This is a genomic window from Paraburkholderia domus, assembly GCF_905220705.1.
Lineage (GTDB): Bacteria > Pseudomonadota > Gammaproteobacteria > Burkholderiales > Burkholderiaceae > Paraburkholderia > Paraburkholderia domus.
The window spans coordinates 61,363-84,695 of record NZ_CAJNAT010000003.1 but is presented as its reverse complement, the minus strand read 5'-3'; the positions used below and the strand labels follow the sequence as shown (position 1 = coordinate 84,695).

Below are 23,333 nucleotides of genomic sequence, written 5' to 3'. Positions count from 1 at the left end.
CGAACCAGGACCCGACCAACGCCCGCTCAGCAGCAACGCGAGGGCCAGGCGGCGGCGCGGGCGTGGTTCAATGCAAATCCACGCGTGAGGCGCCGCCGGGCACACTCATTCGTCGGCGATCGCGGCGTTTGTATAGACTTCCTGCACGTCGTCCAGATTTTCCAGTGCGTCGAGCAGCTTCTGCATTTTCACGGCGTCGTCGCCCGTGAATTCGACTTCCGTCTGAGGTTTCATTGTCACCTCGGCGAGCTCGGCCTTGAAACCCGCGGTTTCAAGCGCGGCCTTCACCTTCGGGAAGTCGTTCGGCGGGCACAGCACTTCGATACTGCCGTCTTCATTCGTGACGACGTCGTCAGCGCCGGCTTCGAGCGCGGCTTCCATCAGCTTGTCTTCCGGCGTGCCGGGCGCGAACAGGAACTGGCCGACGTGATCGAACATGAACGACACCGAGCCGTCCGTGCCCATGTTGCCGCCATTCTTCGAGAACGCGTGACGCACGTCCGCCACCGTACGGGTGCGGTTGTCGGTCATGGTGTCCACGATCACGGCCGCGCCGCCGATGCCGTAGCCTTCGTAGCGGATTTCTTCGTAATTTGCGCCATCGACACCGCCCACACCGCGCTGGATCGCACGGTTGACGTTATCTTTCGGCATGTTGGCGTCATATGCCTTTTCGACGGCGAGCCGCAAACGCGGGTTCGAGTCGATGTCGCCGCCGCCCATGCGGGCCGCGACCTGAATTTCCTTGATGAGCCGCGTCCAGACCTTGCCGCGCTTGGCGTCGGCCGCTGCTTTCTTATGCTTGATGTTGGCCCATTTCGAATGACCCGCCATACCTTTCTCCATCGCGCGCGCCAGTGGGGCGCACGCATAGTGCAATTGTCGTTGCGATGCCGGGCGCTTGCGCTCGTGATGACGAACTTGCGCCTCGATGTCGAACCGCTCGGCGCCAGACCGCTCGGTGTCAGACCTTTTTCAGCTTGATCACACCCAGCCAGGCCCGGCTAGCGGGACCGAAGGTCGGCAGCGCGGTTGGAGCGGGGCGGTGCGGTCGGTGGGCAGCTAGTAGCGCCCCGACCGCGCCGGTCCCGGCAGACCCCGCGTAAAGGCGCGATGCGCCGGGCGGTCGTGCAAGTTGAGCCGCTCTTTGAGCGGATTCGAATTTTATCACGCCGCGGGGCCGCGGCAGAGGTGAGCGTAGCCGGAAACTGCTCTGAAACTGCACGGTGGCGGCGTTTTGCGCGCGCCGCCGCTGGTTTCTTCAGCCCGCGGTCAGTTTTTCGTGCCGAACAGGCGGTCGCCGGCATCGCCGAGACCCGGCACGATGTACGCGTGCTCGTTCAGGTGCGAATCGAGCGACGCGACGTACAGCTTGACGTCCGGATGCGCGTCCTGGAACACCTGCACGCCTTCCGGCGCGGCCACCAGCGCGAGGAACATGATGTTCTCGCCGGCTACGTTGCGGCGCTTGAGCACGTCCACCGCGTGCACGGCCGAGTAACCGGTCGCGACCATCGGATCGCACAGAATGAACACGCGGTCTTCCAGATCCGGCAGGCGCACCAGATACTCGACCGGGCGATGGTCCTCGGCGCGATACACGCCGATGTGGCCCACGCGCGCCGACGGCACCAGCTCCAGCAGGCCGTCCGACATGCCGATGCCGGCACGCAGCACCGGCACGATCGCCAGTTTCTTGCCGGCGATCACCGGCGCGTCGATGTCGACCAGCGGCGTGGTGATGCGGCGCGTGGTCATCGGCAGATTGCGGGTGATTTCGTAGCCCATCAGCAGCGTGATCTCGCGCAGCAGTTCGCGGAACGTGCGGGTTGAGGTGTCCCGGTCCCGCATATGCGACAGCTTGTGCTGGATCAGCGGGTGATCGAGGATGAAAAGATTGGGAAAACGGCTGTCCTGGGTCATGGCGGGGGCGCAAGCGGCGGCTAGAGGGATCGGTTTGGCGCTCCGCACGGCCTGAAACGGGCCGGCGGGCGCGCCACGGCGCAAGTTTACCGAAAGAGTGGCGCCGGAAGATACCGGAGATTGCAGTGGCCCGGCACAGTCCGGCACCGATTCTTCTAGAATCGGGGGAAACTTCGCAACGATTGGGCATCCGCGGGGCCCCCCCGCGCCGCGACTACGCCACAAGGAGACACACATGGACATGGGAATCGCAGGACGCACCGCGCTGGTTTGCGCGGCCAGCAAGGGCTTGGGGCGCGGCTGCGCGGAAGCGCTGGCAGCCGAAGGCGTCAACCTGACGATCGTCGCGCGCACGGCCCAGACGCTGGAGGCGACCGCCGCCGAGATCCGCAAGCAATACGGCGTCGAAGTGAAGACGGTGGCGTGCGACATCACTACACCGGAAGGCCGTGCCGCGGCGCTCGCCAACTGTCCGCAGCCGGACATTCTGGTCAACAACGCGGGCGGCCCGCCGCCGGGCGACTTCCGCAACTTCACGCACGAAGACTGGATTCGTGCGCTGGAGAGCAACATGCTGACGCCGATCGAACTGATCCGCGCGACCATCGACGGCATGAGCGAGCGTGGCTATGGCCGTATCGTCAACATCACGAGTTCGGCGGTCAAGGCGCCGATCGACGTGCTCGGCCTGTCTAACGGTGCGCGCTCGGGGCTGACCGGCTTCGTGGCGGGACTGGCGCGCAGCAAGGTGGCCGCCTCGGGCGTGACGATCAACAACCTGCTGCCGGGTCTGTTCGACACCGATCGCATCGCCACCACCTTCTCGGCGCAAGCCAAGGCGCAAAACATTTCCGTCGACGACGCGCGCAAGCAGCGTATGAAGACGATCCCCGCCGGCCGTTTCGGCAATCGCGATGAATTCGGCCGCGCCTGTGCGTTCCTGTGCAGCGTGCATGCCGGCTACATCACCGGCCAGAACTGGCTGATCGACGGCGGCGCTTACCCCGGTACGTTCTGAACGGGCGCGTTTTGATGCGCCGGCACCGGCATCACCCTCACCCTCACCACAACAACGACAATCACAACGGTTTCAGGAGTCTTACGTCATGAGCACCCGCATTGCACTGATAGCGCACGATCACAAGAAAGACGACATCGTCAAACTGGCCGGCGAATATGTCGATACGCTCAGGCGCTGCGAGATCGTCGCGACCGGCACGACCGGTACGCGCATTGGCGACGCGCATGGCCTCACGGTCGAACGCATGTTGTCCGGCCCGCATGGCGGCGATCTGCAGATCGGCGCGCAGCTCGCGGAAGGGCGGGTAGACATGGTGATCTTTCTGCGCGACCCGATGACGCCGCAGCCGCACGAGCCGGATATCAACGCGCTGGTGCGTGCCTGCGACGTTCACAACATCCCGTGCGCCACGAACATTTCGACCGCGCGAATGATTCTCGACGTGCTGACCTTGCGCTTCACGCAGCAGGTCTGAAGGAACAGGTGGTAGCTTCACGATCAAGCGAAACCATAACAAGGAGGCATGATGGTCAAAGCAATCCGATTCGATAAAACCGGCGGCCCCGAGGTCATGAAATGGGTCGACGTCGAAGTGGGCGAGCCGGCTGCGGGCGAGATTCGCATCAAGCAGACTGCGGTCGGCCTGAACTATATCGACGTGTATTTCCGCACGGGCCTATACCCGCTGCCGCTGCCGGGCGGCCTCGGTATGGAAGCGGCGGGTGAAGTCACCGCGGTCGGCACAGGCGTGACTGGTCTCAAAGCGGGCGATCGCGTGGCGTACGTGGCGCGCCCGCCTGGCGCATACACCCAGGAGCGTGTGCTGGCGGCGGCGCAAGTCGTCAAGGTGCCCGATGCATTGACCGACGAGCAGGCCGCGTCCGTCATGCTGCAAGGGCTGACCGCGCAGTATCTGCTGCGCCGCACGTATCCGGTGAAAGCCGGCGACACGATCCTGATCCAGGCCGCGGCCGGCGGCGTCGGGCTGCTGGTTTGCCAGTGGGCGAAGGCGCTCGGCGCAACGGTGATCGGCACGGTCGGTTCCGATGAGAAAGCCGAGATCGCCAAGGCGCACGGCTGCGACCATGCGATCGTTTATACGCGCGAGAACTTCACCAAGCGCGTGCGCGAGATCACAAACGGTGCGGGTGTGCCGGTGGTGTATGACTCGATCGGCAAAGACACGTTTACGGGCTCGCTCGACTGTCTCGCGCCGCTCGGTATGTTCGTGAGCTTCGGCAATGCATCGGGACCGCTGCCGCCGATCGATTCGTCGGAATTCGCCGGACGCGGTTCGCTGTTCTTTACGCGCCCGACACTCTTCACCTATATCGCCAAGCGCAGCGACTACGAGGCGATGTCCTCGGAGTTGTTCGACGTGCTGGTGTCGGGCAAGGTGAAGACCAGTATCAATCAGCGCTACGCGTTGGCTGATGTCGGGAAGGCGCACGCGGACCTCGAAGGGCGCCGCACCACGGGCTCGACGGTGTTGCTGCCATAAACGCTCATGCCATGAGCGCAGGACGGAGCGTCGTGCAGGTGTAAACGCCACAGCGCCATGTCGCTTCCTGTGCGTGGCAGCCAGGCCGGCGTGAAACACCGCAAACCTATACCCCATCGGCACAAGGCCGTTCCATCTCAGGGTGGAACGGCCTTTTCCGTTTACGCGTTTTTTACACCCCATCTCAGATCTTTGACCAGCCCTTTACGCGGATCGGCATAACGTTCCACCTATCCAAAGTCCGTGAATGGGGAATAAAAATGGATGTGCTGTATGTCGGGGGGATGGTGCTGTTTTTCGCACTGACCTTTGCGTTGATTGCCGGCTGCGAGAAGCTGATGCAGTTCCGGCGTGGGCAGGGGGCTCGGTCATGAACTGGATCCTCTGGTTGTCGGGCGCGGCTACCGCGCTGTTGTTTGTGTACCTGGTCTATGCGCTGTTGCGCGCGGAGGACATTGAATGAACTCGAACAATGTCCTGCAGGCGGGCCTTTTCATCGTCGTGCTGCTGGCAGCCGCGGTGCCGATGTCCCGTTATTTGACCAATGTGATGGACGGCACGTCTCGCGTGGTCCGCTTCGGCGGCCCGCTCGAGCGTTTGCTGTATCGCATCGCGGGCGTCGATCCGTCGACGGAAATGGGTTGGAAGCACTATGCGATCGCCACGATCGCGTTCAACGCGCTCGGCGCGCTGTTCCTTTACGTGCTGTTGCGCGTGCAAGGCTGGCTGCCGGGCAATCCGCAGCAGTTCGGCCCGATGACGGTCGACGGTGCGTTCAATACGGCAGTCAGCTTCGTGACCAACACGAACTGGCAGGATTACACGCCTGAGCAGACCGTCGGCTATCTGGCGCAGATGCTCGGCTTCACCGTCCAGAACTTCTTCTCGGCCGCTACCGGCATCGTCGTGGTGATCGCGCTGATTCGTGGTTTCGCGCGTCACACCGCGCAAACCATCGGCAACTTCTGGGTCGACCTGACACGTGTGACGCTTTACGTGTTGCTGCCGATGTCGGCGATCATCGCTGCGATCCTGATGAGCCAGGGCGTGATCCAGAACTTCAAGTCGTATCAGGACGTGCCGACGCTGCAAACCACGACCTATGCCGCACCGAAGCTCGATGCGCAAGGCAACCCGGTGAAGGATGCCAAGGGCAATGCGGTCACCGTCGATACGCCGGTGAAGACGCAAACCATTGCCATGGGCCCGGTCGCATCGCAGGAAGCGATCAAGATGCTCGGCACCAACGGTGGCGGCTTCTTTAACGGCAACTCGGCGCATCCGTATGAAAACCCGACGCCGTTCTCGAACTTCCTGCAGATCTTCTCGATCCTGATCATTCCGGCGGCATTGGCGCTGGTGTTCGGTCGGATGATCTCGGACCGCAAACAAGGCGTGGCCGTGCTCGCGGCTATGACGATTGCGTTTGCCGTTTGTGTGTTCGGTGAGATCAGCGCGGAGCAAGGCGGCAACCCGGCGATCGCCGCGTTGCACGTCGATCAATCGGCGAATGCGTTGCAGTCGGGCGGTAACGCGGAAGGCAAGGAAACGCGCTTTGGTATCGCGCAGTCGGGCATCTTCACGGTGGCGACCACGGCGGCTTCGTGCGGCGCGGTAGCAAATACGCACGACTCGCTGACGCCGATCGGCGGCCTCTATCCGATGCTGCTGATGCAACTCGGTGAAGTGATCTTCGGCGGCGTGGGTTCCGGTATGTACGGCATGCTTGTGTTCGCACTGCTGGCCGTGTTCGTGGCAGGCCTGATGATCGGCCGCACGCCTGAATACGTCGGCAAGAAGATCGAAGCGTACGAGATGAAGATGGTCTCGATCGTGGTGCTGCTCACACCGCTGCTGGTGCTGGTGGGCACGTCGATCGCGGTGCTGACCGATGCGGGCAAAGCGGGCATCGCAAACCCCGGTGCACACGGCTTCTCCGAAATCCTCTACGCGTTCAGCTCGGCCGCGAATAACAACGGTAGTGCGTTTGCTGGTCTGACGGTGAGCACCCCGTTCTACAACTGGCTCACGGCGATCGCGATGTGGTTTGGCCGCTTCGGCACGATCATCCCGGTGCTGGCGATTGCCGGTTCGCTGGCTTCGAAGAAGCGCATCGGTGTGACCGGCGGCACGCTGCCGACTCACGGCCCGCTGTTCGTCGTGCTTTTGCTCGGCACGGTGCTGCTGGTCGGTGCGCTGACTTATGTGCCCGCGCTCGCGCTCGGACCTGGTGTCGAACATCTGATGATGATGGGCGCCCATTGAGGCGGCCCGTAGGGATGACACAGGCGACCAACGAGTGAATAGGCGCAAACGGGAAATTCGAGGATTCAATGACTGAACATAATGCAACCAGGTCCATGTTCGACCCGGCGCTGGTGCGCCCGGCGATCGTGGACTCCTTCAAGAAGCTCACGCCGCGCACGCAGTTCCGCAATCCGGTGATGTTCTGCGTGTACGTCGGCAGTATTCTGACGACCATTCTGTGGATCGCCGCGCTCGGCGGTCAGGCCGAGGCGCCCGCGGGCTTCATTCTCGCGGTCACCTTGTGGCTGTGGTTCACGGTGCTGTTCGCGAACTTCGCGGAAGCGCTCGCCGAAGGCCGTTCCAAGGCCCAGGCAGCGTCGCTGCGCAGCGCGAAGAAAGACGTGATGGCCAAGAAGCTCAACGAGCCGCATCCGAAGTCGCCGATCCGCATTCTGACGGCGTCCGATCTGCGTAAAGGCGATGTTGTGCTGGTCGAAACGGGCGACGTGATTCCGGCCGACGGTGAAGTGATCGACGGTGTTGCGTCCGTGGACGAATCGGCGATCACGGGCGAATCCGCACCGGTGATCCGCGAGTCGGGCGGCGATTTTTCGTCGGTGACGGGCGGCACGCGTGTGCTGTCGGACTGGATCGTCGTACGCGTCACGGCCAATCCGGGCGAAGCCTTCCTCGACCGCATGATCGCGATGGTCGAAGGCGCCAAGCGTCAGAAGACGCCGAACGAAATCGCCCTGACGATTCTGCTGGTCGCGCTGACCATCGTGATGTTGCTGGCTACCGCGACGCTGCTGCCGTTCTCGATGTTTTCGGTCGAAGCGGCAAAAGCGGGCCACGTGGTCACGATTACCGCGCTGGTCGCATTGCTGGTGTGTCTGATTCCGACCACCATCGGCGGGCTGTTGTCGGCGATCGGTGTGGCCGGTATGAGCCGGATGATGCAGGCGAATGTGATCGCGACTTCGGGCCGTGCGGTGGAAGCGGCCGGTGACGTCGACGTGTTGCTGCTCGACAAGACCGGCACGATCACGCTCGGTAACCGCCAGGCATCGCAATTCGTGCCGGCGCCGGGCTTGACGGAAGAAGCACTCGCCGATGCCGCTCAGCTTTCGTCGCTTGCCGACGAAACGCCGGAAGGCCGCAGCATCGTCGTGCTGGCCAAGCAGCGTTTCAATATCCGTCAACGCGATATGGCCTCGCTGCACGCTGAATTCCTCGCCTTCACGGCGCAAACCCGGATGAGCGGCGTGGATCTTCCGGGACGCGAAATCCGCAAGGGCGCGGCTGACGCAGTGAAGAACTACGTTGAAGCGAATGGCGGCCGTTTCCCGAACGAAGTGAGCACGGCAGTGGCCGAAGTTGCCCGTCGCGGCAGCACACCGCTGGTGGTCGCCGAGAAAGGCGCGCAGGGCGCACGCGTGCTCGGCGTGATCGAACTGAAGGACGTGGTGAAGGGCGGTATCAAGGAACGCTTCGCCGAACTGCGCAAGATGGGCATCAAGACCATCATGGTCACCGGCGACAACCGGCTGACGGCAGCAGCGATCGCAGCAGAGGCAGGCGTCGACGATTTCCTCGCCGAAGCCACGCCGGAAGCGAAGCTCGCCACGATCCGCGCGCACCAGGCCGAAGGCCGTCTGGTGGCGATGACCGGCGACGGTACCAACGACGCCCCGGCACTCGCCCAGGCCGACGTCGCGGTGGCGATGAACACCGGCACGCAGGCCGCGAAAGAAGCCGGCAACATGGTCGACCTCGATTCGAATCCGACCAAGCTGATCGAGATCGTCGAAATCGGCAAGCAGATGCTGATGACGCGCGGCTCGCTCACCACGTTCTCGATCGCCAACGACGTCGCCAAGTACTTCGCGATCATCCCGGCTGCGTTCGCGACCACCTATCCGGCACTGAACGCGCTGAATGTGATGCATCTGGCCACGCCGGCCTCGGCAATCATGTCGGCGGTGATTTTCAACGCGCTGATCATCGTGCTGCTGATTCCGCTGGCCCTCAAAGGCGTGAAGTACCGGGCGCTGGGCGCGGCGATCCTGTTGCGCCGCAATCTGCTGGTCTACGGTCTGGGCGGGATCATCGTGCCGTTCATCGGCATCAAGCTGATCGATATGGTGCTGGCCGCGTTCGGCTGGGTTTGAGAAGCGGCAGCTTAAAAGGAGTTACCTGTCATGAAAAATCTGTTCCGTCCGCTGATCGTGATCTTCGCGGTACTGACCGCCGTCACCGGACTTGCTTATCCCGCCGTGATGACTGCAGTCGGTCAGGCGGCCTTCAACAACCAGGCCAACGGCAGCCTGCTCGAGCAGGACGGCAAAGTGGTCGGCTCGAAGCTGATCGGCCAGCAGTTCGATGCGCCGCAGTACTTCTGGGGCCGGTTGTCGGCCACCAGCCCGATGCCGTATAACGCGACCAATTCGGGCGGTTCGAACCTCGGCCCGACCAACCCGGCGCTGACCGACGAAATCAAAGGCCGCATCGACGCGTTGAAGGCGGCCGGCACGGACATGTCGCAGCCGGTGCCGGTCGATCTGGTGACGTCCTCGGGCAGCGGTCTCGATCCTGAGATCAGCCCGGCGGCCGCCGCGTATCAGATCGAACGCGTCGCTAAAGCGCGTAAGCTCGCCACGAACGATGTGCAGGCGCTGGTCGATCGTTATACGAGCGGCCGTCAGTTCGGCATTCTGGGTGAGCCGCGCGTGAACGTGCTGCAACTGAATCTCGCACTGGATGAGATGAAACACGGTTGAGCGTCGCTGGGCATCGACGGGCGCCGTTGATGGCTGTGGTTAGAGGAGGCGGCGTCCATGGGGTGCCGCCTTCGCCATTTGCAGCGCTGCCCCTGCCGTGCCACCATGCAAGCACCGCCGCTCGCTTTACTATGAAAACCAATGAGCATGAACCGCCCCGATCCTGACGAACTGCTCGACAAGCTGCAACGCGACGAAGAAAAACGTCAGCGCGGCAGGCTGAAGATTTTCTTCGGCGCGTCGGCGGGCGTCGGCAAGACCTATGCGATGTTGCAGGCCGCGCGGCGCCGTGCCGATGAAGGCGCGGACGTGGTGATCGGCATCGCCGAAACGCATGGCCGCAGCGAAACGGCGGCGCTGCTCGAAGGCCTCGACGTGTTGCCGCTCGCGGTGATCGAGTATCGCGGGCGCCAGCTCGGCGAGTTCGATCTCGACGCCGCGCTCGCCCGCAAGCCGGAACTGATTCTCGTCGACGAACTCGCGCATTCGAATGTGCAGGGCGCACGGCATCTGAAGCGCTGGCAGGATGTCTACGAACTGCTCGACGCGGGCATCGACGTCTACACCACGGTCAACGTCCAGCACCTCGAAAGCCTGAACGACGTGGTCGGCCAGATTACCGGCATCCGTGTCTGGGAGACGGTGCCCGACCGCGTGTTCGATCGCGCCGACGAAGTCACATTGGTCGACCTGCCCGCCGAGGAGCTGCTCGACCGGATGCGCGACGGCAAGGTGTATTTGCCGCAGCAGGCCGAGCGCGCGGTGCGCAACTTCTTTCGCAAAGGCAACCTGATTGCGTTGCGCGAGCTGGCGTTGCGCCGTACCGCGGACCGTGTCGATGCGCAGATGCGGGAATATCGTGCCGATCGTTCGATCCAGCGGATCTGGCAGGCGCGTGAGCGCTTGCTGGTGTGCGTCGGCCCTGGCCCGGAAGCGCCGATGCTGGTGCGCGCGGCAGCGCGTCTCGCGGCCAGCCTGAAGGCCGACTGGATCGCCGTCTATGTGGAAACGCCGGCGCTGCAGCGCTTGCCTGACGCGCGCCGCGAACGCACGCTGAATGCCTTGAAGCTCGCCGCCGAACTCGGCGCTGAAACCGCGACGCTCGCCGGAACCGATGCGGTCGCCGCACTGATCGGTTACGCGCAGGCTCGCAACGTCTCGAAGCTGGTCGCCGGCGCTTCGGCCCGCACCGGTTTCAAGCGCTGGTTGCGCCGCCCGCTCGGCGAGCGCATCGCCGAACGCGCGGGCGATCTCGACCTCACGCTGATCCGCGCGTCGTCGGAACGTGACGGCGCCGAGCATCGCCGCTTGCTTAGCACGACTGCCAACGCGTGGCGCGAGGCGTTGAGCACCGCGCGCGAACGCCGTTCACCGCCGCGCGCCTATGGCTTCGCGTTGGCGATCTGCGCGGCCATTACGCTGTTGTCGAGCCAGTTGATCGACCATATCGATCTGACCAACCTCGTCATGCTGTACCTGCTCGGCGTGATCTTCACGGCCGTGAAGCTGGGGCGCGGACCGGGCGTCGTGCTGTCGTTCATGAGCGTGGCCGCGTTCGACTTTTTCTTCGTGCCGCCGCGCATGTCGCTGTCGGTGTCCGATACGCAGTACGTGCTGACCTTCTTCGGCATGCTGCTGACCTCGCTTGTCATCAGCCATCTCACCTCGAGCCTGCGCCGCGAGGCGAGCGTGGCGCGGCGCCGCGAGCAACGCACCGGGGCGATGTACGCCATGGCGCGCGAACTGGCGGCGGCGCTCACCACCGAACAGATCGTCGGCATTGGCAGCCGGCATGTGAGCGAAGTGTTCGGCGCGCGCGTCGCGGTCCTGTTGCCGGACAGCGTCGATCAGGTGAAGCAGAAGATCGAAGACCCCGACGCGACGATCACGCTCGAAGGCGAGATGCTCGATATCGACGTCGGCCAATGGGTCTACGATCAGCAGAAGCCCGCCGGGCACGGTACCGATACGCTGCCGGCCGCCGCCGCGCTGTACCTGCCGCTGAAGGCGCCGATGCGCACGCGCGGCGTGCTGGCGGTCGTGATGCGCGACGAGCGCGAGCTGGATGTGCCGGAGCAGCAACGCATGCTCGATGCGTTCGCGGCGCAAATCGCGCTGGCTCTCGAGCGTGTGCACTACGTCGACATTGCGCGCGATGCGCTCGTCAATATGGAATCTGAGCGCTTGCGCAATTCGTTGCTGTCGGCGATTTCGCACGACCTGCGCACGCCCTTGACGACGATCGTCGGCTTCTCGTCGATGCTGGCGCAATCGCGTGAGGCGCATCCCGGTGCGCAACCCCGTGACGATCTGGTCGACGCGATCCACGAAGAAGCGCTGCGCATGACAGGCATCGTGACCAATCTGCTCGACATGGCGCGCTTGCAGGCAGGCAGCCTGCAACTGAACCAGCAGTGGACGCTCCTCGAAGAAACGGTGGGCGCCGCGCTGCGAGCATGCAAACGCGTGCTGGCGAATCATCCGGTGCAGGTGAAGCTGCCCGCGGATTTGCCGCTGCTGCACCTCGATGCCGTGCTGATGGAGCGGCTCTTCTCGAACCTGTTTGAGAACGCGGCCAAATATACTTCGCCGGAAACACCCTTGACGATTAGCGCGCAACGTCTCGACGCGGACGGCAAGTCGTTCGTACGCGTCGCCGTCGACGACAACGGACCGGGTCTGCCGGCCGGCATGGAAGCGCGTGTGTTCGAGAAATTCACGCGCGGCGAGAAAGAGTCGGCCAAGCCGGGCATCGGTCTCGGCCTCGCGATCTGCCGCGCAATCGTCGAAGCGCACGGGGGTACAATCGGCGCGCTCAATCGGATGTCCGCGGACGGCCGCGTCGAAGGCGCGCGCTTCTGGTTCACCTTGCCGGTGGAAACGCCGCCCGAAGCACCGGATGTGCTGGAAAACGAAGGCGCCGACGCATTGTCCGACCTCGATTCAACTCTTAACCCGCTTTCCAAGCCCAGCCATGAGTGACCCGAGCATCACCGTCGTCCTGATTGAAGACGAAAAGCAGATTCGCCGTTTTGTGCGAACCGCGCTGGAAGGCGAGGGCATCGTCGTGCACGACGCCGAGACCGGCAAGCAAGGTCTCGTCGAAGCCGCGACGCGCAAGCCCGATCTCGTCATCGTCGACCTTGGCTTGCCCGACACCGACGGTCTCGACGTGATTCGCGAGCTGCGTGGCTGGAGCGAATTGCCGGTCATCGTGCTGTCGGCTCGTACCCAGGAAACCGAGAAAGTCGCCGCGCTCGATGCCGGCGCGGACGATTACCTCACCAAGCCGTTCGGTGTTTCCGAACTACTGGCGCGGATCCGGGCGCATATGCGGCGCCGCAATCAGGGGGGCGCGAATGAATCGCCGCTGGTGCGCTTCGGCGCGGTGACGGTCGATCTGGCCTTGCGCCAGGTGAGCCGCGACGGCGTCGCGGTCCATCTCACACCGATTGAATACCGCCTGCTGGCGACGCTGGTGCGCCACGCCGGCCGTGTGCTGACGCACCGGCAATTGCTGCGCGACGTGTGGGGGCCATCGCATGTCGAGAGCCATCACTATCTGCGTATCTATATGGCGCATCTGCGCGGGAAACTGGAACGGGACCCGGCGCAACCGGAGCATATCGTCACGGAAACGGGCGTTGGCTACCGGCTGGTCGGCGCGGTTTGATGCTAATTTGGTATAATTACAGTCCGTAAGGACGACCTTACGCATCCGCTACGAACGGGGACGGCCCCATCTGACCATGGAGCTGTCTCATGTCCTGGATTCTTCTGCTGATTGCCGGTTTGCTCGAAGTCGCGTGGGCGGCCGGTCTCAAAACCTCCGAAGGTTTCACCCGGCTCTGGCCCTCCGTGTTCACGATCGTGACCGCGCTCGGCAGCTTCGTTCTGCTTGCGATGGCGATGCGCCAGTTGCCGCTTGGCACGGCCTACGCCGTCTGGACGGGGATCGGCGCGGTCGGCGCGTTCATCTTCGGCATCGTCATGATGGGCGAGGCCCTGACGGCCGCGCGGGTGGCGAGCGCGGCGCTGATCGTGATTGGTTTGATCGGGTTGAAGCTGTCGTCGGGTCATTGAACCCTGTTGTCGGGCCCGATTATCGTGTCCGCATGCGCTCGAACCGCGCGCCATTAAAGTCCGTCATTTGTTAACCGCTCTGCGTTCTGCGAATTAACGTGGCTATAATGAGATCAGAATCCAACCTGAAATTGCCCGCGGCCTCTTTGGCGCGGCCGGCTTGGCGCGGGTCTGACGACTTCGGTACGGCGACTCCCTTTCCAGCCCGTCGAAGCGCCCGGCACGCACAGCGCGCCTGGAGGCGGCCATGCTTGAATCACTTTCGCTTGCTGCGGGCCTCTCATGGGGCAGCGGCCTGCGCCTCTATCTGACAGTCCTGCTGGCCGGCGTGTTCGCACGTCTTGGCCTCATCCATCTACCCGATACGTTGTCCGCACTGTCTTCACCCTGGGTGATCGGCGTGGCGGGCGTGCTGACGGTCACTGAATTTCTCGCCGACAAAATCCCCGCGTTCGATTCGTTATGGGACGCGGTTCATACCTTTATCCGTATTCCCGCCGGCGCCGTGCTGGCAGCCGGCGCGCTCGGCCATGCCGATCCTGCGCTGCTGACGGTCGCGGCCCTCGCAGGCGGTACGCTGGCGGGCACCGCGCATCTGGCGAAAGCGGGCACGCGCGCGCTGATCAATCTGTCGCCGGAACCGGTGTCGAATGTCGTGACCTCGACCGCGGAAGACGGTCTCGTGTTCGGCGGCATGTTGCTCGCGCTGTTTGTGCCCGTCCTGTTCCTGGTGTTGATGGTGGGCTTCCTGATGCTGGCCGCCTGGGCGTTGCCGCGGCTGTGGCGCGGGGTGCAGGGCGGTTTTCGCGGGATGGCGACGCACATGGTGTCGCGGTTTGCCAGGAGCAGGCACGATTGAGCGATACGGGGCGAAGGGTCACGGCGCGCGCCAATGCAGCGCGCCGGTTGGGCAGGTTGGATCTGTTGCGCCAGGCCATCCGCATGACTGCGCGCGACTGGCGCGCCGGCGAATTGACGATGCTGCTGTTGGCGCTGGTGCTCGCCGTCGCGGCGTTGTCGAGTGTCGGCTTTCTGGCTGACCGCTTGCATCAGGGGCTCGAGCGTGATGCGCGGCGCATGATCGCCGCGGATTTCATCGTTCGTGCTGATCATCCGGTCGATCCGCAGTTCGCGCAGCAAGCGAGCGCGCTCGGTCTGAATACCGCCAGCACGGCAATCTTCCCCAGCATGATCAATTCGACCGGCACCCAACCGGTCTCGCGGCTGGCCGCCATCAAGGCGGTGTCGCCCGGTTATCCGTTGCGCGGCGCGTTGCGGATTGCTCCGGCGCCGGGCGTGGCTGACCATCCCGCACAATCGATTCCGGCACCGGGTACGGTATGGGTCGATCAGGCCCTGCTCGACGCATTGAAGCTACACGTCGGCGATACCGTGAAGGTCGGCACTCGCCGCTTCACGATCGGCGCGGTCATCACGCGCGAACTCGACCGTGGTTTCTCGTTCGTCAATTTCTCGCCGCGTTTGATGCTGCGTGCCGACGAGGTCCAGTCGACCGGCCTCATCACCTTCGGCAGCCGCGTGACCTATCGGTTGCTGGTTGCCGGTACGGATGCAGCGGTGGCGCGCTTCGCGCAATTTGCGCATGACAAGGTGGACGGCGGCAAGATGCGCGGCGTCGCGCTCGAATCGTTGCAGGACGGCCAGCCGCAAGTGCGCCAGACGCTCGACCGCGCGAGTCACTTCCTCACGCTGGTCTCGCTGCTCACCGCGCTGCTCGCGGCGGTGGCGATCGCGATGGCCGCACATCGGTATATGCGCCGGCATCTGGACGGCTGCGCGGCGATGCGCTGTCTTGGTGTCAGTCAGGCCACGCTACGCGCGTTATTCACGCTTGAATTCGTCGGGTTGGGTTTGATCGGCGGCGCGCTCGGCGTAGCGCTCGGTTACCTGGGACATATGGCGTTGTTGACGTGGCTCGGCAGTCTGATCGACGTCGTGTTGCCGTACCCCACCGCATGGCCGGCGCTCGAAGGTATCGCGGCGGGTCTGGTGCTGTTGCTCGGCTTCGCTTTGCCGCCGCTGTTGCCGCTGACGCGCGTGCCGCCGGTGCGCGTGCTGCGTCGCGAATGGGGCGAAGCGGGGCGTACCGCGTGGGCCGCTTACGCGCTTGGCATCGTGCTGTTCGCCGCACTCCTGATCGTCGCAGCCGGTGAGTTGAAGCTCGGCGGCATCGTCGCGGGTGGCTTCGCTGGCGGATTGCTGGTGTTTGCGTGCATCGCGCGGCTGGCGTTGTGGGGTGCTTCGCGTGTCGTGCGCAGCGAGCGCGTGAATGCGGGAATCGGCTGGCGCTACGCGTTGGCGTCGCTGGAGCGGCGCAGCGGCGCGAGCGCGTTGCAGATCACCGCGCTCGGCATTGGCCTGATGTGCCTGTTGCTGATCGCGATGACACGCAACGACCTGGTGGCCGGCTGGCGCAAATCCACACCGCCCGATGCGCCGAACGAATTCATCATCGACATCCAGCCCGACCAGCGCGAAGCCGTCACGCACTATCTGAGCACGCACGGCGTGCCCGGTACGGAGCTCGCGCCAATGGTGCGCGGCCGGCTGATCGCCATCAACGGCAAGCCGGTCAATCCGGATTCGTTCAAGGGCGACGATGCGAAGCGTCTCGTCGACCGCGAATTCAATCTGTCGTACACGACCGAGCTGCCCGATGACAACCGCCTCTCCGCCGGCACTTGGTACGGTGACACGAAGACACCGCAGATTTCGATCGAGCAGGGCCTCGCGAAGTTGATCAACGTGAAGCCGGGCGACATGCTGCGCTTCGATGTGACGGGCTTGCAAATCGATGCGCCGGTGACGAGTGTGCGCAAGCTCGACTGGGGCTCGTTCAAGGTCAACTTTTTCGTGCTGATGCCACCGGCCGCCTTGCAGGATTTCCCGGCGACGTTCATCACGAGCTTCCATTTACCGTCGGAACAACAGTCGACCATCGACGGGCTGATCGCCGCCTATCCGAATCTCACGGCGATCGATACCGGTCCGATTCTGGCGCAGGTGCAGCGCGTGTTGCAGCAGGTGATCGGCGCGGTGCAGTTCCTGTTCGCGTTCACGCTTGCGGCCGGCGTGCTGGTGCTCTACGCAGCGCTGGCCGGCACCCGCGATGAGCGCATGCGAGAATCCGCGCTGCTGCGCGCACTGGGGGCGTCGCATCGCCAGGTGCGCGCGGTGCAGATTGCCGAGTTTGTGGCGGTTGGTGCGTTAGCGGGATTGATGGCGGCGCTCGGTGCGCAGGTGATCGGCTGGTTGCTGGCGACGCGCGTGTTCGAGTTCTATCTGACGTTCGATCCGTGGCTATTGCCCGCGGGTATCGCAGCCGGAGTCGCCTGCGCGGGCGTGGGTGGCTGGCTAAGCTTGCGGCATGTGCTGGCGCGGCCCGCGTTGCAGTCGCTGCGGGACGCGTGAATTTCTTTCCTGTTTTTTGTGATTGGGTATGAGCGATCTTAACGATGAAGTGTCCGCCGCACAGCCGACGGCCTTCGAACTGGTGGGCGGCGAAGCGCGCGTGCGCGAGCTGGTCGATCGGTTTTATGACTTGATGGATCTCGAAGCGGATTTCGCCGGGATCCGGGCTTTGCATCCGGAATCGCTCGACGGCTCTCGCGATAAGTTTTTCTGGTTCTTGTGCGGATGGATGGGTGGGCCCGATCATTACATCAGCCGGTTCGGCCATCCCAGGTTGAGGGCGAGGCATATGCCGTTTCCGATCGCTTCCAGCGAGCGGGATCAGTGGCTGCGGTGCATGGCATGGGCCATGGAAGACGTCGGGCTTTCCGAACCGTTGAGGGAGCGTTTGCTGGCGTCGTTCTTTGAGACGGCGGACTGGATGCGCAATCGCAATGGTTGAGAGGGTAGCGGGGCCCGAGCGCTCAGAAGCGCGCGCAGTCCTGGACTCTTGGTTCGGCGCCCCGAACACCCCAACCTTCGGGCAAGCGCGCAAGCTCTGGTTTTCGCGCGACAGGGCCTTCGATGCAATGCTGCTGGAACGCTTCGGGACACTCATCGATGCGGCGCGCGAAGGGGCCCTCGACAGCTGGACGGAAACCCCGCTCGGCGCGTTAGCGCTGGTCATCGTGCTGGATCAGTTTTCTCGCAATTGCTACCGCGGTACGCCGCGCGCTTTTGCTGCCGATCATAAAGCGCTGCGCATCGCGCAGCAGATGATCGCAAGTGGCGCCGACCTTTTATTGCCGACCGTGCATCACCGTGCGTTCGCATATCTACCGTTCGAACACGATGAAACGCTTGCCAGCCAGCACGAGTCGCTGCGCCTGTTCAAACAGTTGAAGGCCGAGCCGGGCGGTGCGTCGTACTATTCCTCTGCGGTGAGGCACGCCAGAATCATCGAGCGTTTCGGGCGTTTTCCACATCGCAATGCGCAGCTCGGGCGTCAGTCGACGGCTGAAGAAACGGCTTTCCTGAAAGAACGCGGCTCGTCGTTCTAGGCGCAAAAAACACGAGCAAGCACGGGCCACGCGCTGTTTGCACGCTACATGCTATTCGCCACGCGCGGGCGTCGCCGGAGTCCGCACGAACACCCGCAACAATTCGTCTGTGTCGCCTGGGCGCGCGCCTGACCAGAACAACTGCCAATCGCCCGCAGGCGTGCGTGCATTGCCGCGGCGGCTCTGTTCGATCAACCAGGTGCACCCGGTCGTCGCGGTATTTGCGGTCGGTTGATGCACGATGCCGCTGTAGTAGTACAGCATCGGCGCTTCGGATTCGCCGAGGCCTGTACTGGCCATGCAATCGCCATCGTTCCATTCGATATTCATGCTGGCGCCTAGATTTTCGAACACGGAGAGGTAACTCTTCGCATAGTCGAGCCACGGTAGCAGCAGCGTGCTCACCAGTCCCCACGCGAGAATCGCACCCGCACACCAGCTCAACGCGCCGCGCCATTTGCCGGTGTATTTGAAGACCGGCAGCAGCCACAGCCAGCCGAGCGTCATCAACAGGGCGGCTGCGATCAGTACGGGCTTGACCGGCAGCACCCAGTCGAGCGGCAACCAGCGGCCGAGCCAGTGCAGCGACGCATGGGTGTCGGCCGGACTGCTCATGATCGACCAGATGATCCACGCGAGTGCGGCCGCGCTGCCGAACAGCACGCGGCTCGCGATGTCCCAGCTCGCGTGCAGACGCCGCGGCAGCTTTTCGATGCCCTGCATCGCCACCAGTGCGAGCGGGGCGATGAACGGCAGGATGTACAGTTCGCGCACCGTTGCCGAGCTTTGCAGGACGGCGAAGCCGGTGCCCGCGAAAATCACCGGCAGCGCGACACGCGGGTCGCGCCAGCGGCGCCACCCGCCGCCGGCGAGCGCGGCCAACGCAAGCGGCACAACCGGAAAGCCGACGCTCAGCACGGTGCGCAGCACGAACAGACGGCTTTCGTTTTCAGAGCCGAGTTCCGCCACCGAAAAACCGAAGAAGCGGCCGACATTGTTGTCCCACAGCCAGACCTTGAAGAGCGCTTCGGAGCGCAGATAGAAACAGATCGGCCAGATCAGCGCGAAGGGCGCGCAGACCAGCGCGGCGATGCCGAGTGCCCCTGCAAAGCTGCGAGTGCGGCATGCGGGATACAGCACCAGCACCGCGACGGTGGTGGCGCCGAACACAAGCGGCACGAACAGGCCCTTGGCCAGCAACGACACGCCCACGCCCGCGCCGAACATCGCCGCGCCGCTGAAAATCGCGTGGCGCCGGCGGCGTGCGTCGACCGGCAGCAGGCGCGCTTCGTCGCGCAGATGCACCAGCACCAGTTCGAACAGTCCGCAGAAGCCGATCGCCGCGCCGGCCATCAGCGCGACGTCGGTCATCATGTCGTGCACGTGCTTAATGACGACGAGCGTGCTCGCGAACAATGCAAGCGTGCCGATCACGCGCATGTCCAGCCAGCTCGACGCCGCCACCGCGCGGCGGGCGACGCGTGCCGTGTAGTAGACGGTCAGTCCGGCGAAGAGCGCGCTCGCGAGGCGTGCAGCGTCATGCAAAGGCAGGTAGCGGCCGAACATCCACGCAAGGCCCGTGGCGACCCAGTCGTAAATCGGCGGTTTTTCGACGAAGGGCTGGCCCGCGTTGGTCGGCACGACCAGATCGCCGGTGTCGAGCATGTGCTGGATGATGCCGAACGTGTAGGTCTCGTCCTGTTTCCACGGCTCGTGGCCCAGGGTGCCGGGCAAAAGCCACGCGCACAGGATCGCCAGTGCGACTAGCAACATCAATGGACGGGCAGCGGTGAGCGCGCGCAAGCGCTGGGCGCCACGCGAAGCGGGAGCCGGCGTGGTGGGCTGCGTGGGACCGGCAGGAGCGGTGGGCCTTGCAGGCGCCGTGCCTTCGGCTTTGGCAGTGTGGCTGGCGGGCCAGTCCGCGTCGCCTTCGGCAACGTGTGCCGAGCCCGGGCGCGTGCCAGGCGCACCGTCTGCGGAGCCGGCCGGCGCTGGCGTCGCAGACGCGACGTTCCCCGTGCGCCAGGGCGCGGATGGGTTTTCGTACATGAGGATCTCTGGTCGCCGTACGCGGCGACGTGGGCCGCGGACTTATGCTCTCGCTGTGCGTCGCATGCGATTGCATGCGAACGTCGCGATTGTAGTCCCAGTTTATTACGGTCGATTACAGAAAATGCGCGGAATATCGCCGCTAGTCGGACGGATTGTGCTGATTCCTCATCAAATAGATGGGAATTGGGAGTCGGGAAGGGGGAAGGCGGCCGCCTGAAATCGCCGGCCGCGAGAACAGAAGAGCGGTATTCAGCGTCCGCCGGTGACGTCGAGCAGTGCGCCCGTCACGTACGAGGCGGCGTCGCTCAGCAACCAGACGATCGACTCGGCGACTTCGTCGGCGCTGCCGGGGCGGCCCAGCGGCGTTGTCGCGCCGAGCTGGGCGGCGCGTTCGGGCTTGCCGCCGCTGGCGTGGATCTCGGTATCGATCAGGCCGGGGCGCACCGCGTTCACGCGCACGCCCTGTGGGCCGAGTTCCTTGGCGAGGCCGATCGTCATGGTGTCGACAGCGCCTTTCGAGCCGGCATAGTCGACGTATTCGTTCGGCGAACCCAAACGGGCAGCTGCCGACGAAATATTCACGATGACGCCGCCCGCGCCGCCACGGGTGGTCGACATCCGGCGCGCGGCTTCGCGTGCGCACAGATACGCGCCGAGCACGTTGACATCGAACATGCGTTTCAGACGCGCAAGATCCATATCCGCGAGCTGGCTCGACGGCGCGACAATCCCGGCATTGTTGACGAGCGCGTCGAGCCGGCCGAACTTCTGCTCAAGCGCGTCGAACATTCCGATCACGTCGGCTTCGCTGGCGACGTCGCCGGCAATCGGCAATGCACGGCCGCCGGCGCGTTCCACTTCAGCAACGGTTTCCTGTGCGGCCGCGAGGTTCTGTGCGTAATTCACGCCGACCGACCAGCCGCGTGCGCCGAGCAAACGCGCGGTTGCTCGGCCGATGCCGCGGCTACCACCGGTGATCAGAACGGTTTTCGTCATTGCAACCTCGTCGTTCGGGTGTGTTGCCCGCAGGAAGCATGCGGTAGGTGTTCAGCAGGCCGGAGAAGCGCGGCAGGCGAACATCAAACGGCGTCGCGCTTGATGGCCCATTTGTCGCTGACAGGCGGCTGATAGCGTTGCAGCTTGTCGATCAGCACGACCGGATCGGCATCCATTTGCAGGATGTCGAAATAGGTTTGCCGCATGAAGCCTTCCTCTACCGTGTGCTTGAGCAGCGCGATCAGCGGATCGTAGAAGCCGTCGATATTCAGCAGTGCCACCGGCTTCTGGTGATAGCCGAGTTGTGCCCACGTATAGACCTCGAACAGCTCTTCGAGCGTGCCCGCGCCGCCCGGCATCGCGACGAACGCGTCGGACAGGTCGGCCATCATCTTCTTGCGATGATGCATGTCGGGCACCACGTGCAGCTCGGTCAGGCCGTTATGACCGACTTCCTTGTTGACCAGCAGCTCGGGAATCACGCCGATTGCGCGGCCGCCTTCGGCCATCACCGTATCGGCGATCACGCCCATCAGGCCCACCTTGCCGCCGCCATAGACCAGCGCGAGATCGGCCTGCACCAGCGCGCGGCCGAAAGCGCGCGCGGCTTCGGCGTACAACGGTTTGGCTCCGTCGGAGGAGCCGCAATACACACACACCGACTTCATACTCAAACGTCCTTCGGTTCGTTGCGGGGCGCGGCGCCTTCTTTCGGCGGCAGGTAGTCGTAGAACTCGCGCTTGGGCAGTTTGCCTGAGACGAGGTCGTCGAAAATCTGCCGCGAGCGGCCGCGCAGATAAGGCGCCATCAGCGACACGATCTGCACGCTCACCTGATGCAGCTCCGCGCGTATCGTTTCCTGCTCGTTGTATTTGCGCGGGTTCATCACGAACTGGTACGACAGCCAGTACGTGCCGATCACGCCGACGTTGGTGGCGATTACGTGCAACTCTTCCGGCGTGGCGACCATTTCACCGTCGGCCACGAGCTGCTCGCAGAACTGGCTCGCAAAGCGCACCTTGTGGCTGATGATCTGCTTGAAATGTGTCTCCAGCGTGCGATTGCGCGCCAGCAGATCGTTCAGGTCGCGATACAGGAAGCGATAGCGCCAGGTGAAATCGACCATGTACTGCAGGTACGACCACATTTCGTCGATGGTCGCGCGGTGGTCGTCGGGAAAACGCAGACGCTTTTCGATCTCCTGTTCGAACTGGCTGAAGATGCTGTTGATGATGTCGTCTTTGTTGCGGAAGTGGTAGTACAGGTTGCCTGGACTGATTTCCATTTCCTCGGCGATCGTCGTCGTCGTGACGTTCGGCTCGCCGATCTCGTTGAACAGCTTCAACGACAGTTCGAGGATCCGTTCGCGGGTGCGGCGGGGAGGTTTGGCTTCCATGTCGTCCGGCCCTGGTTACGCCGGGCTGGACGCATGGCGGCGTGCCGCTACTGCGTGATCCACCCGGACGCGGTTGGTATATTGAGCGCCCCAACGGTTTCCCGTGAGGCTATCGGACGATTATAAACCGACCGTTCTTATACCAAGCGGATACTCAGGGTTTTCATTCTTTGGGACGCCGGAAAACGGCGCCAGGCGGTGCTGCGGGGTGGATTCCATCGCTACGCTCATAGCCACGCTTTGACCCAATGCACGACTAGCGGACCGACGATCAGCCCCCACGTCATCAGACACATGCCGAGCGCGACCATCACGGCCGCGCTGCCGAGATCCTTGGCGCGACGCGACAACTCATGGCGTTCGAGCGAAATCCGGTCGATGGCCGCCTCGACACTCGAATTCAGCAACTCGACGATCAGTACCAGCAGTACCGAACCGAGCAGCAGCACGCGCGACACGGGATCGACCGGCACCAGCACGCCGCATGGAATCAGGATCGCGGCGAGCGTGAGTTCCTGGCGAAACGCGCTTTCCTCGCGAATTGCCACGCGAAACCCGGCAAGCGAATTTTTCATCGCGTGCCACGCGCGGGTCAGGCCGCGATTGCCCTTGTACGGGTTGAAGGGGAGCGGGGCGAACGGATCGTCGGGGCTGAGCGGTTCGTTGTGGGTTTCGCTCTCGTGCCCCTCGAGGCTCGCGCCGTTCATGCCGCGAAAACCATTCGCGTGATTGACATGATTCGGCGTGCCGTGCTCGCTCACATCGTCGAACGGCTCGCGGTTGGTGCTGTCGGTGTCGGCATCGACGGCGTGCAGCGCGCCGCTCGACGCGCGTGCCGCGGTGGAGTTTCGGGTTCGCATAA

The 23,333-nt window shown here is 63.9% G+C and carries 22 protein-coding genes; 15 read left to right on the top strand and 7 right to left on the bottom strand.

Annotated features, from left to right (window positions below):
• Positions 1 to 105: 105 nt before the first annotated feature.
• Positions 106 to 834 carry a YebC/PmpR family DNA-binding transcriptional regulator gene (locus KHO31_RS08220; protein ID WP_201084885.1) on the bottom strand — a complete coding sequence of 243 codons (729 nt, stop codon included), beginning with the start codon at positions 832 to 834 and terminating at the stop codon, positions 106 to 108.
• Between the two features lie 438 nt (positions 835 to 1,272).
• Positions 1,273 to 1,923 (bottom strand): uracil phosphoribosyltransferase, encoded by a 651-nt coding sequence (gene upp / locus KHO31_RS08215; protein WP_120303672.1) that lies wholly within the window; start codon positions 1,921 to 1,923, stop codon positions 1,273 to 1,275.
• A 235-nt stretch (positions 1,924 to 2,158) separates the two neighbouring features.
• Between upp and KHO31_RS08210 the strand changes: the two genes are divergently transcribed.
• From KHO31_RS08210 to KHO31_RS08140, 15 genes are all read left to right on the top strand, one after another.
• The gene (locus KHO31_RS08210; protein ID WP_211623029.1) at positions 2,159 to 2,941 is read left to right on the top strand and encodes an SDR family oxidoreductase; all 783 of its coding nucleotides are present in this window, start codon (positions 2,159 to 2,161) and stop codon (positions 2,939 to 2,941) included.
• Between the two features lie 88 nt (positions 2,942 to 3,029).
• A complete protein-coding gene (locus tag KHO31_RS08205) occupies positions 3,030 to 3,419 on the top strand; it encodes a methylglyoxal synthase (RefSeq protein ID WP_201084887.1) in 390 nt (129 codons plus the stop codon).
• Positions 3,420 to 3,470: 51 nt separating this feature from the next.
• Positions 3,471 to 4,445, top strand: a complete 975-nt coding sequence (locus KHO31_RS08200; protein WP_211623027.1) for a quinone oxidoreductase family protein — start codon at positions 3,471 to 3,473, stop codon at positions 4,443 to 4,445.
• Between the two features lie 260 nt (positions 4,446 to 4,705).
• Complete coding sequence (locus tag KHO31_RS08195; RefSeq protein WP_054035137.1) at positions 4,706 to 4,819, top strand: hypothetical protein; 114 nt, start codon at positions 4,706 to 4,708, stop codon at positions 4,817 to 4,819.
• Positions 4,816 to 4,908 (top strand): K(+)-transporting ATPase subunit F, encoded by a 93-nt coding sequence (gene kdpF, locus KHO31_RS08190; protein ID WP_011487462.1) that lies wholly within the window; start codon positions 4,816 to 4,818, stop codon positions 4,906 to 4,908. The genes KHO31_RS08195 and kdpF overlap by 4 nt, the downstream gene beginning before the upstream one ends.
• Positions 4,905 to 6,710 carry a potassium-transporting ATPase subunit KdpA gene (kdpA, locus tag KHO31_RS08185; protein WP_201075106.1) on the top strand — a complete coding sequence of 602 codons (1,806 nt, stop codon included), beginning with the start codon at positions 4,905 to 4,907 and terminating at the stop codon, positions 6,708 to 6,710. Before kdpF ends, kdpA begins: the two co-directional genes overlap by 4 nt.
• A gap of 68 nt (positions 6,711 to 6,778) precedes the next feature.
• On the top strand, positions 6,779 to 8,863 hold the full coding sequence (gene kdpB / locus KHO31_RS08180; RefSeq protein ID WP_201075108.1) for a potassium-transporting ATPase subunit KdpB: 2,085 nt from the start codon (positions 6,779 to 6,781) through the stop codon (positions 8,861 to 8,863).
• 30 nt (positions 8,864 to 8,893) lie between these two features.
• Entirely contained in the window at positions 8,894 to 9,472 is a 579-nt protein-coding gene (kdpC, locus tag KHO31_RS08175) for a potassium-transporting ATPase subunit KdpC (protein ID WP_211623025.1), read from the top strand.
• Positions 9,473 to 9,619: 147 nt separating this feature from the next.
• Positions 9,620 to 12,454: a DUF4118 domain-containing protein gene (locus KHO31_RS08170; protein WP_211623222.1), complete on the top strand. Its 2,835-nt coding sequence runs from the start codon at positions 9,620 to 9,622 to the stop codon at positions 12,452 to 12,454.
• Positions 12,447 to 13,145 (top strand): two-component system response regulator KdpE, encoded by a 699-nt coding sequence (gene kdpE, locus KHO31_RS08165; RefSeq protein ID WP_063495267.1) that lies wholly within the window; start codon positions 12,447 to 12,449, stop codon positions 13,143 to 13,145. The genes KHO31_RS08170 and kdpE overlap by 8 nt, the downstream gene beginning before the upstream one ends.
• Positions 13,146 to 13,234: 89 nt before the next feature.
• Positions 13,235 to 13,555, top strand: coding sequence for a quaternary ammonium compound efflux SMR transporter SugE (sugE, locus tag KHO31_RS08160; RefSeq protein WP_201075111.1), 321 nt, complete (start codon positions 13,235 to 13,237; stop codon positions 13,553 to 13,555).
• A gap of 247 nt (positions 13,556 to 13,802) precedes the next feature.
• Positions 13,803 to 14,414 (top strand): DUF4126 domain-containing protein, encoded by a 612-nt coding sequence (locus tag KHO31_RS08155; RefSeq protein WP_172313269.1) that lies wholly within the window; start codon positions 13,803 to 13,805, stop codon positions 14,412 to 14,414.
• Positions 14,411 to 16,987: an ABC transporter permease gene (locus tag KHO31_RS08150; RefSeq protein WP_211623023.1), complete on the top strand. Its 2,577-nt coding sequence runs from the start codon at positions 14,411 to 14,413 to the stop codon at positions 16,985 to 16,987. Before KHO31_RS08155 ends, KHO31_RS08150 begins: the two co-directional genes overlap by 4 nt.
• A gap of 28 nt (positions 16,988 to 17,015) precedes the next feature.
• Positions 17,016 to 17,429, top strand: a complete 414-nt coding sequence (locus KHO31_RS08145) for a group II truncated hemoglobin (RefSeq protein WP_074284935.1) — start codon at positions 17,016 to 17,018, stop codon at positions 17,427 to 17,429.
• The gene (locus KHO31_RS08140; RefSeq protein ID WP_211623021.1) at positions 17,422 to 18,027 is read left to right on the top strand and encodes a DUF924 family protein; all 606 of its coding nucleotides are present in this window, start codon (positions 17,422 to 17,424) and stop codon (positions 18,025 to 18,027) included. The genes KHO31_RS08145 and KHO31_RS08140 overlap by 8 nt, the downstream gene beginning before the upstream one ends.
• A 51-nt stretch (positions 18,028 to 18,078) precedes the next feature.
• Here KHO31_RS08140 and KHO31_RS08135 read toward each other — a convergent pair whose 3' ends face one another.
• The 5 genes from KHO31_RS08135 to KHO31_RS08115 form a co-directional block, all read right to left on the bottom strand.
• The gene (locus tag KHO31_RS08135; protein ID WP_211623019.1) at positions 18,079 to 20,076 is read right to left on the bottom strand and encodes an ArnT family glycosyltransferase; all 1,998 of its coding nucleotides are present in this window, start codon (positions 20,074 to 20,076) and stop codon (positions 18,079 to 18,081) included.
• 252 nt (positions 20,077 to 20,328) lie between these two features.
• Positions 20,329 to 21,075, bottom strand: coding sequence for an SDR family oxidoreductase (locus tag KHO31_RS08130; protein WP_201075120.1), 747 nt, complete (start codon positions 21,073 to 21,075; stop codon positions 20,329 to 20,331).
• An 83-nt stretch (positions 21,076 to 21,158) separates the two neighbouring features.
• On the bottom strand, positions 21,159 to 21,743 hold the full coding sequence (locus tag KHO31_RS08125; protein WP_201075122.1) for an LOG family protein: 585 nt from the start codon (positions 21,741 to 21,743) through the stop codon (positions 21,159 to 21,161).
• A 2-nt stretch (positions 21,744 to 21,745) separates the two neighbouring features.
• Positions 21,746 to 22,471: a TetR/AcrR family transcriptional regulator gene (locus KHO31_RS08120; RefSeq protein ID WP_054034977.1), complete on the bottom strand. Its 726-nt coding sequence runs from the start codon at positions 22,469 to 22,471 to the stop codon at positions 21,746 to 21,748.
• Between the two features lie 227 nt (positions 22,472 to 22,698).
• Positions 22,699 to 23,331, bottom strand: a complete 633-nt coding sequence (locus KHO31_RS08115) for a diacylglycerol kinase (RefSeq protein ID WP_201075124.1) — start codon at positions 23,329 to 23,331, stop codon at positions 22,699 to 22,701.
• Positions 23,332 to 23,333 lie beyond the last annotated feature (2 nt).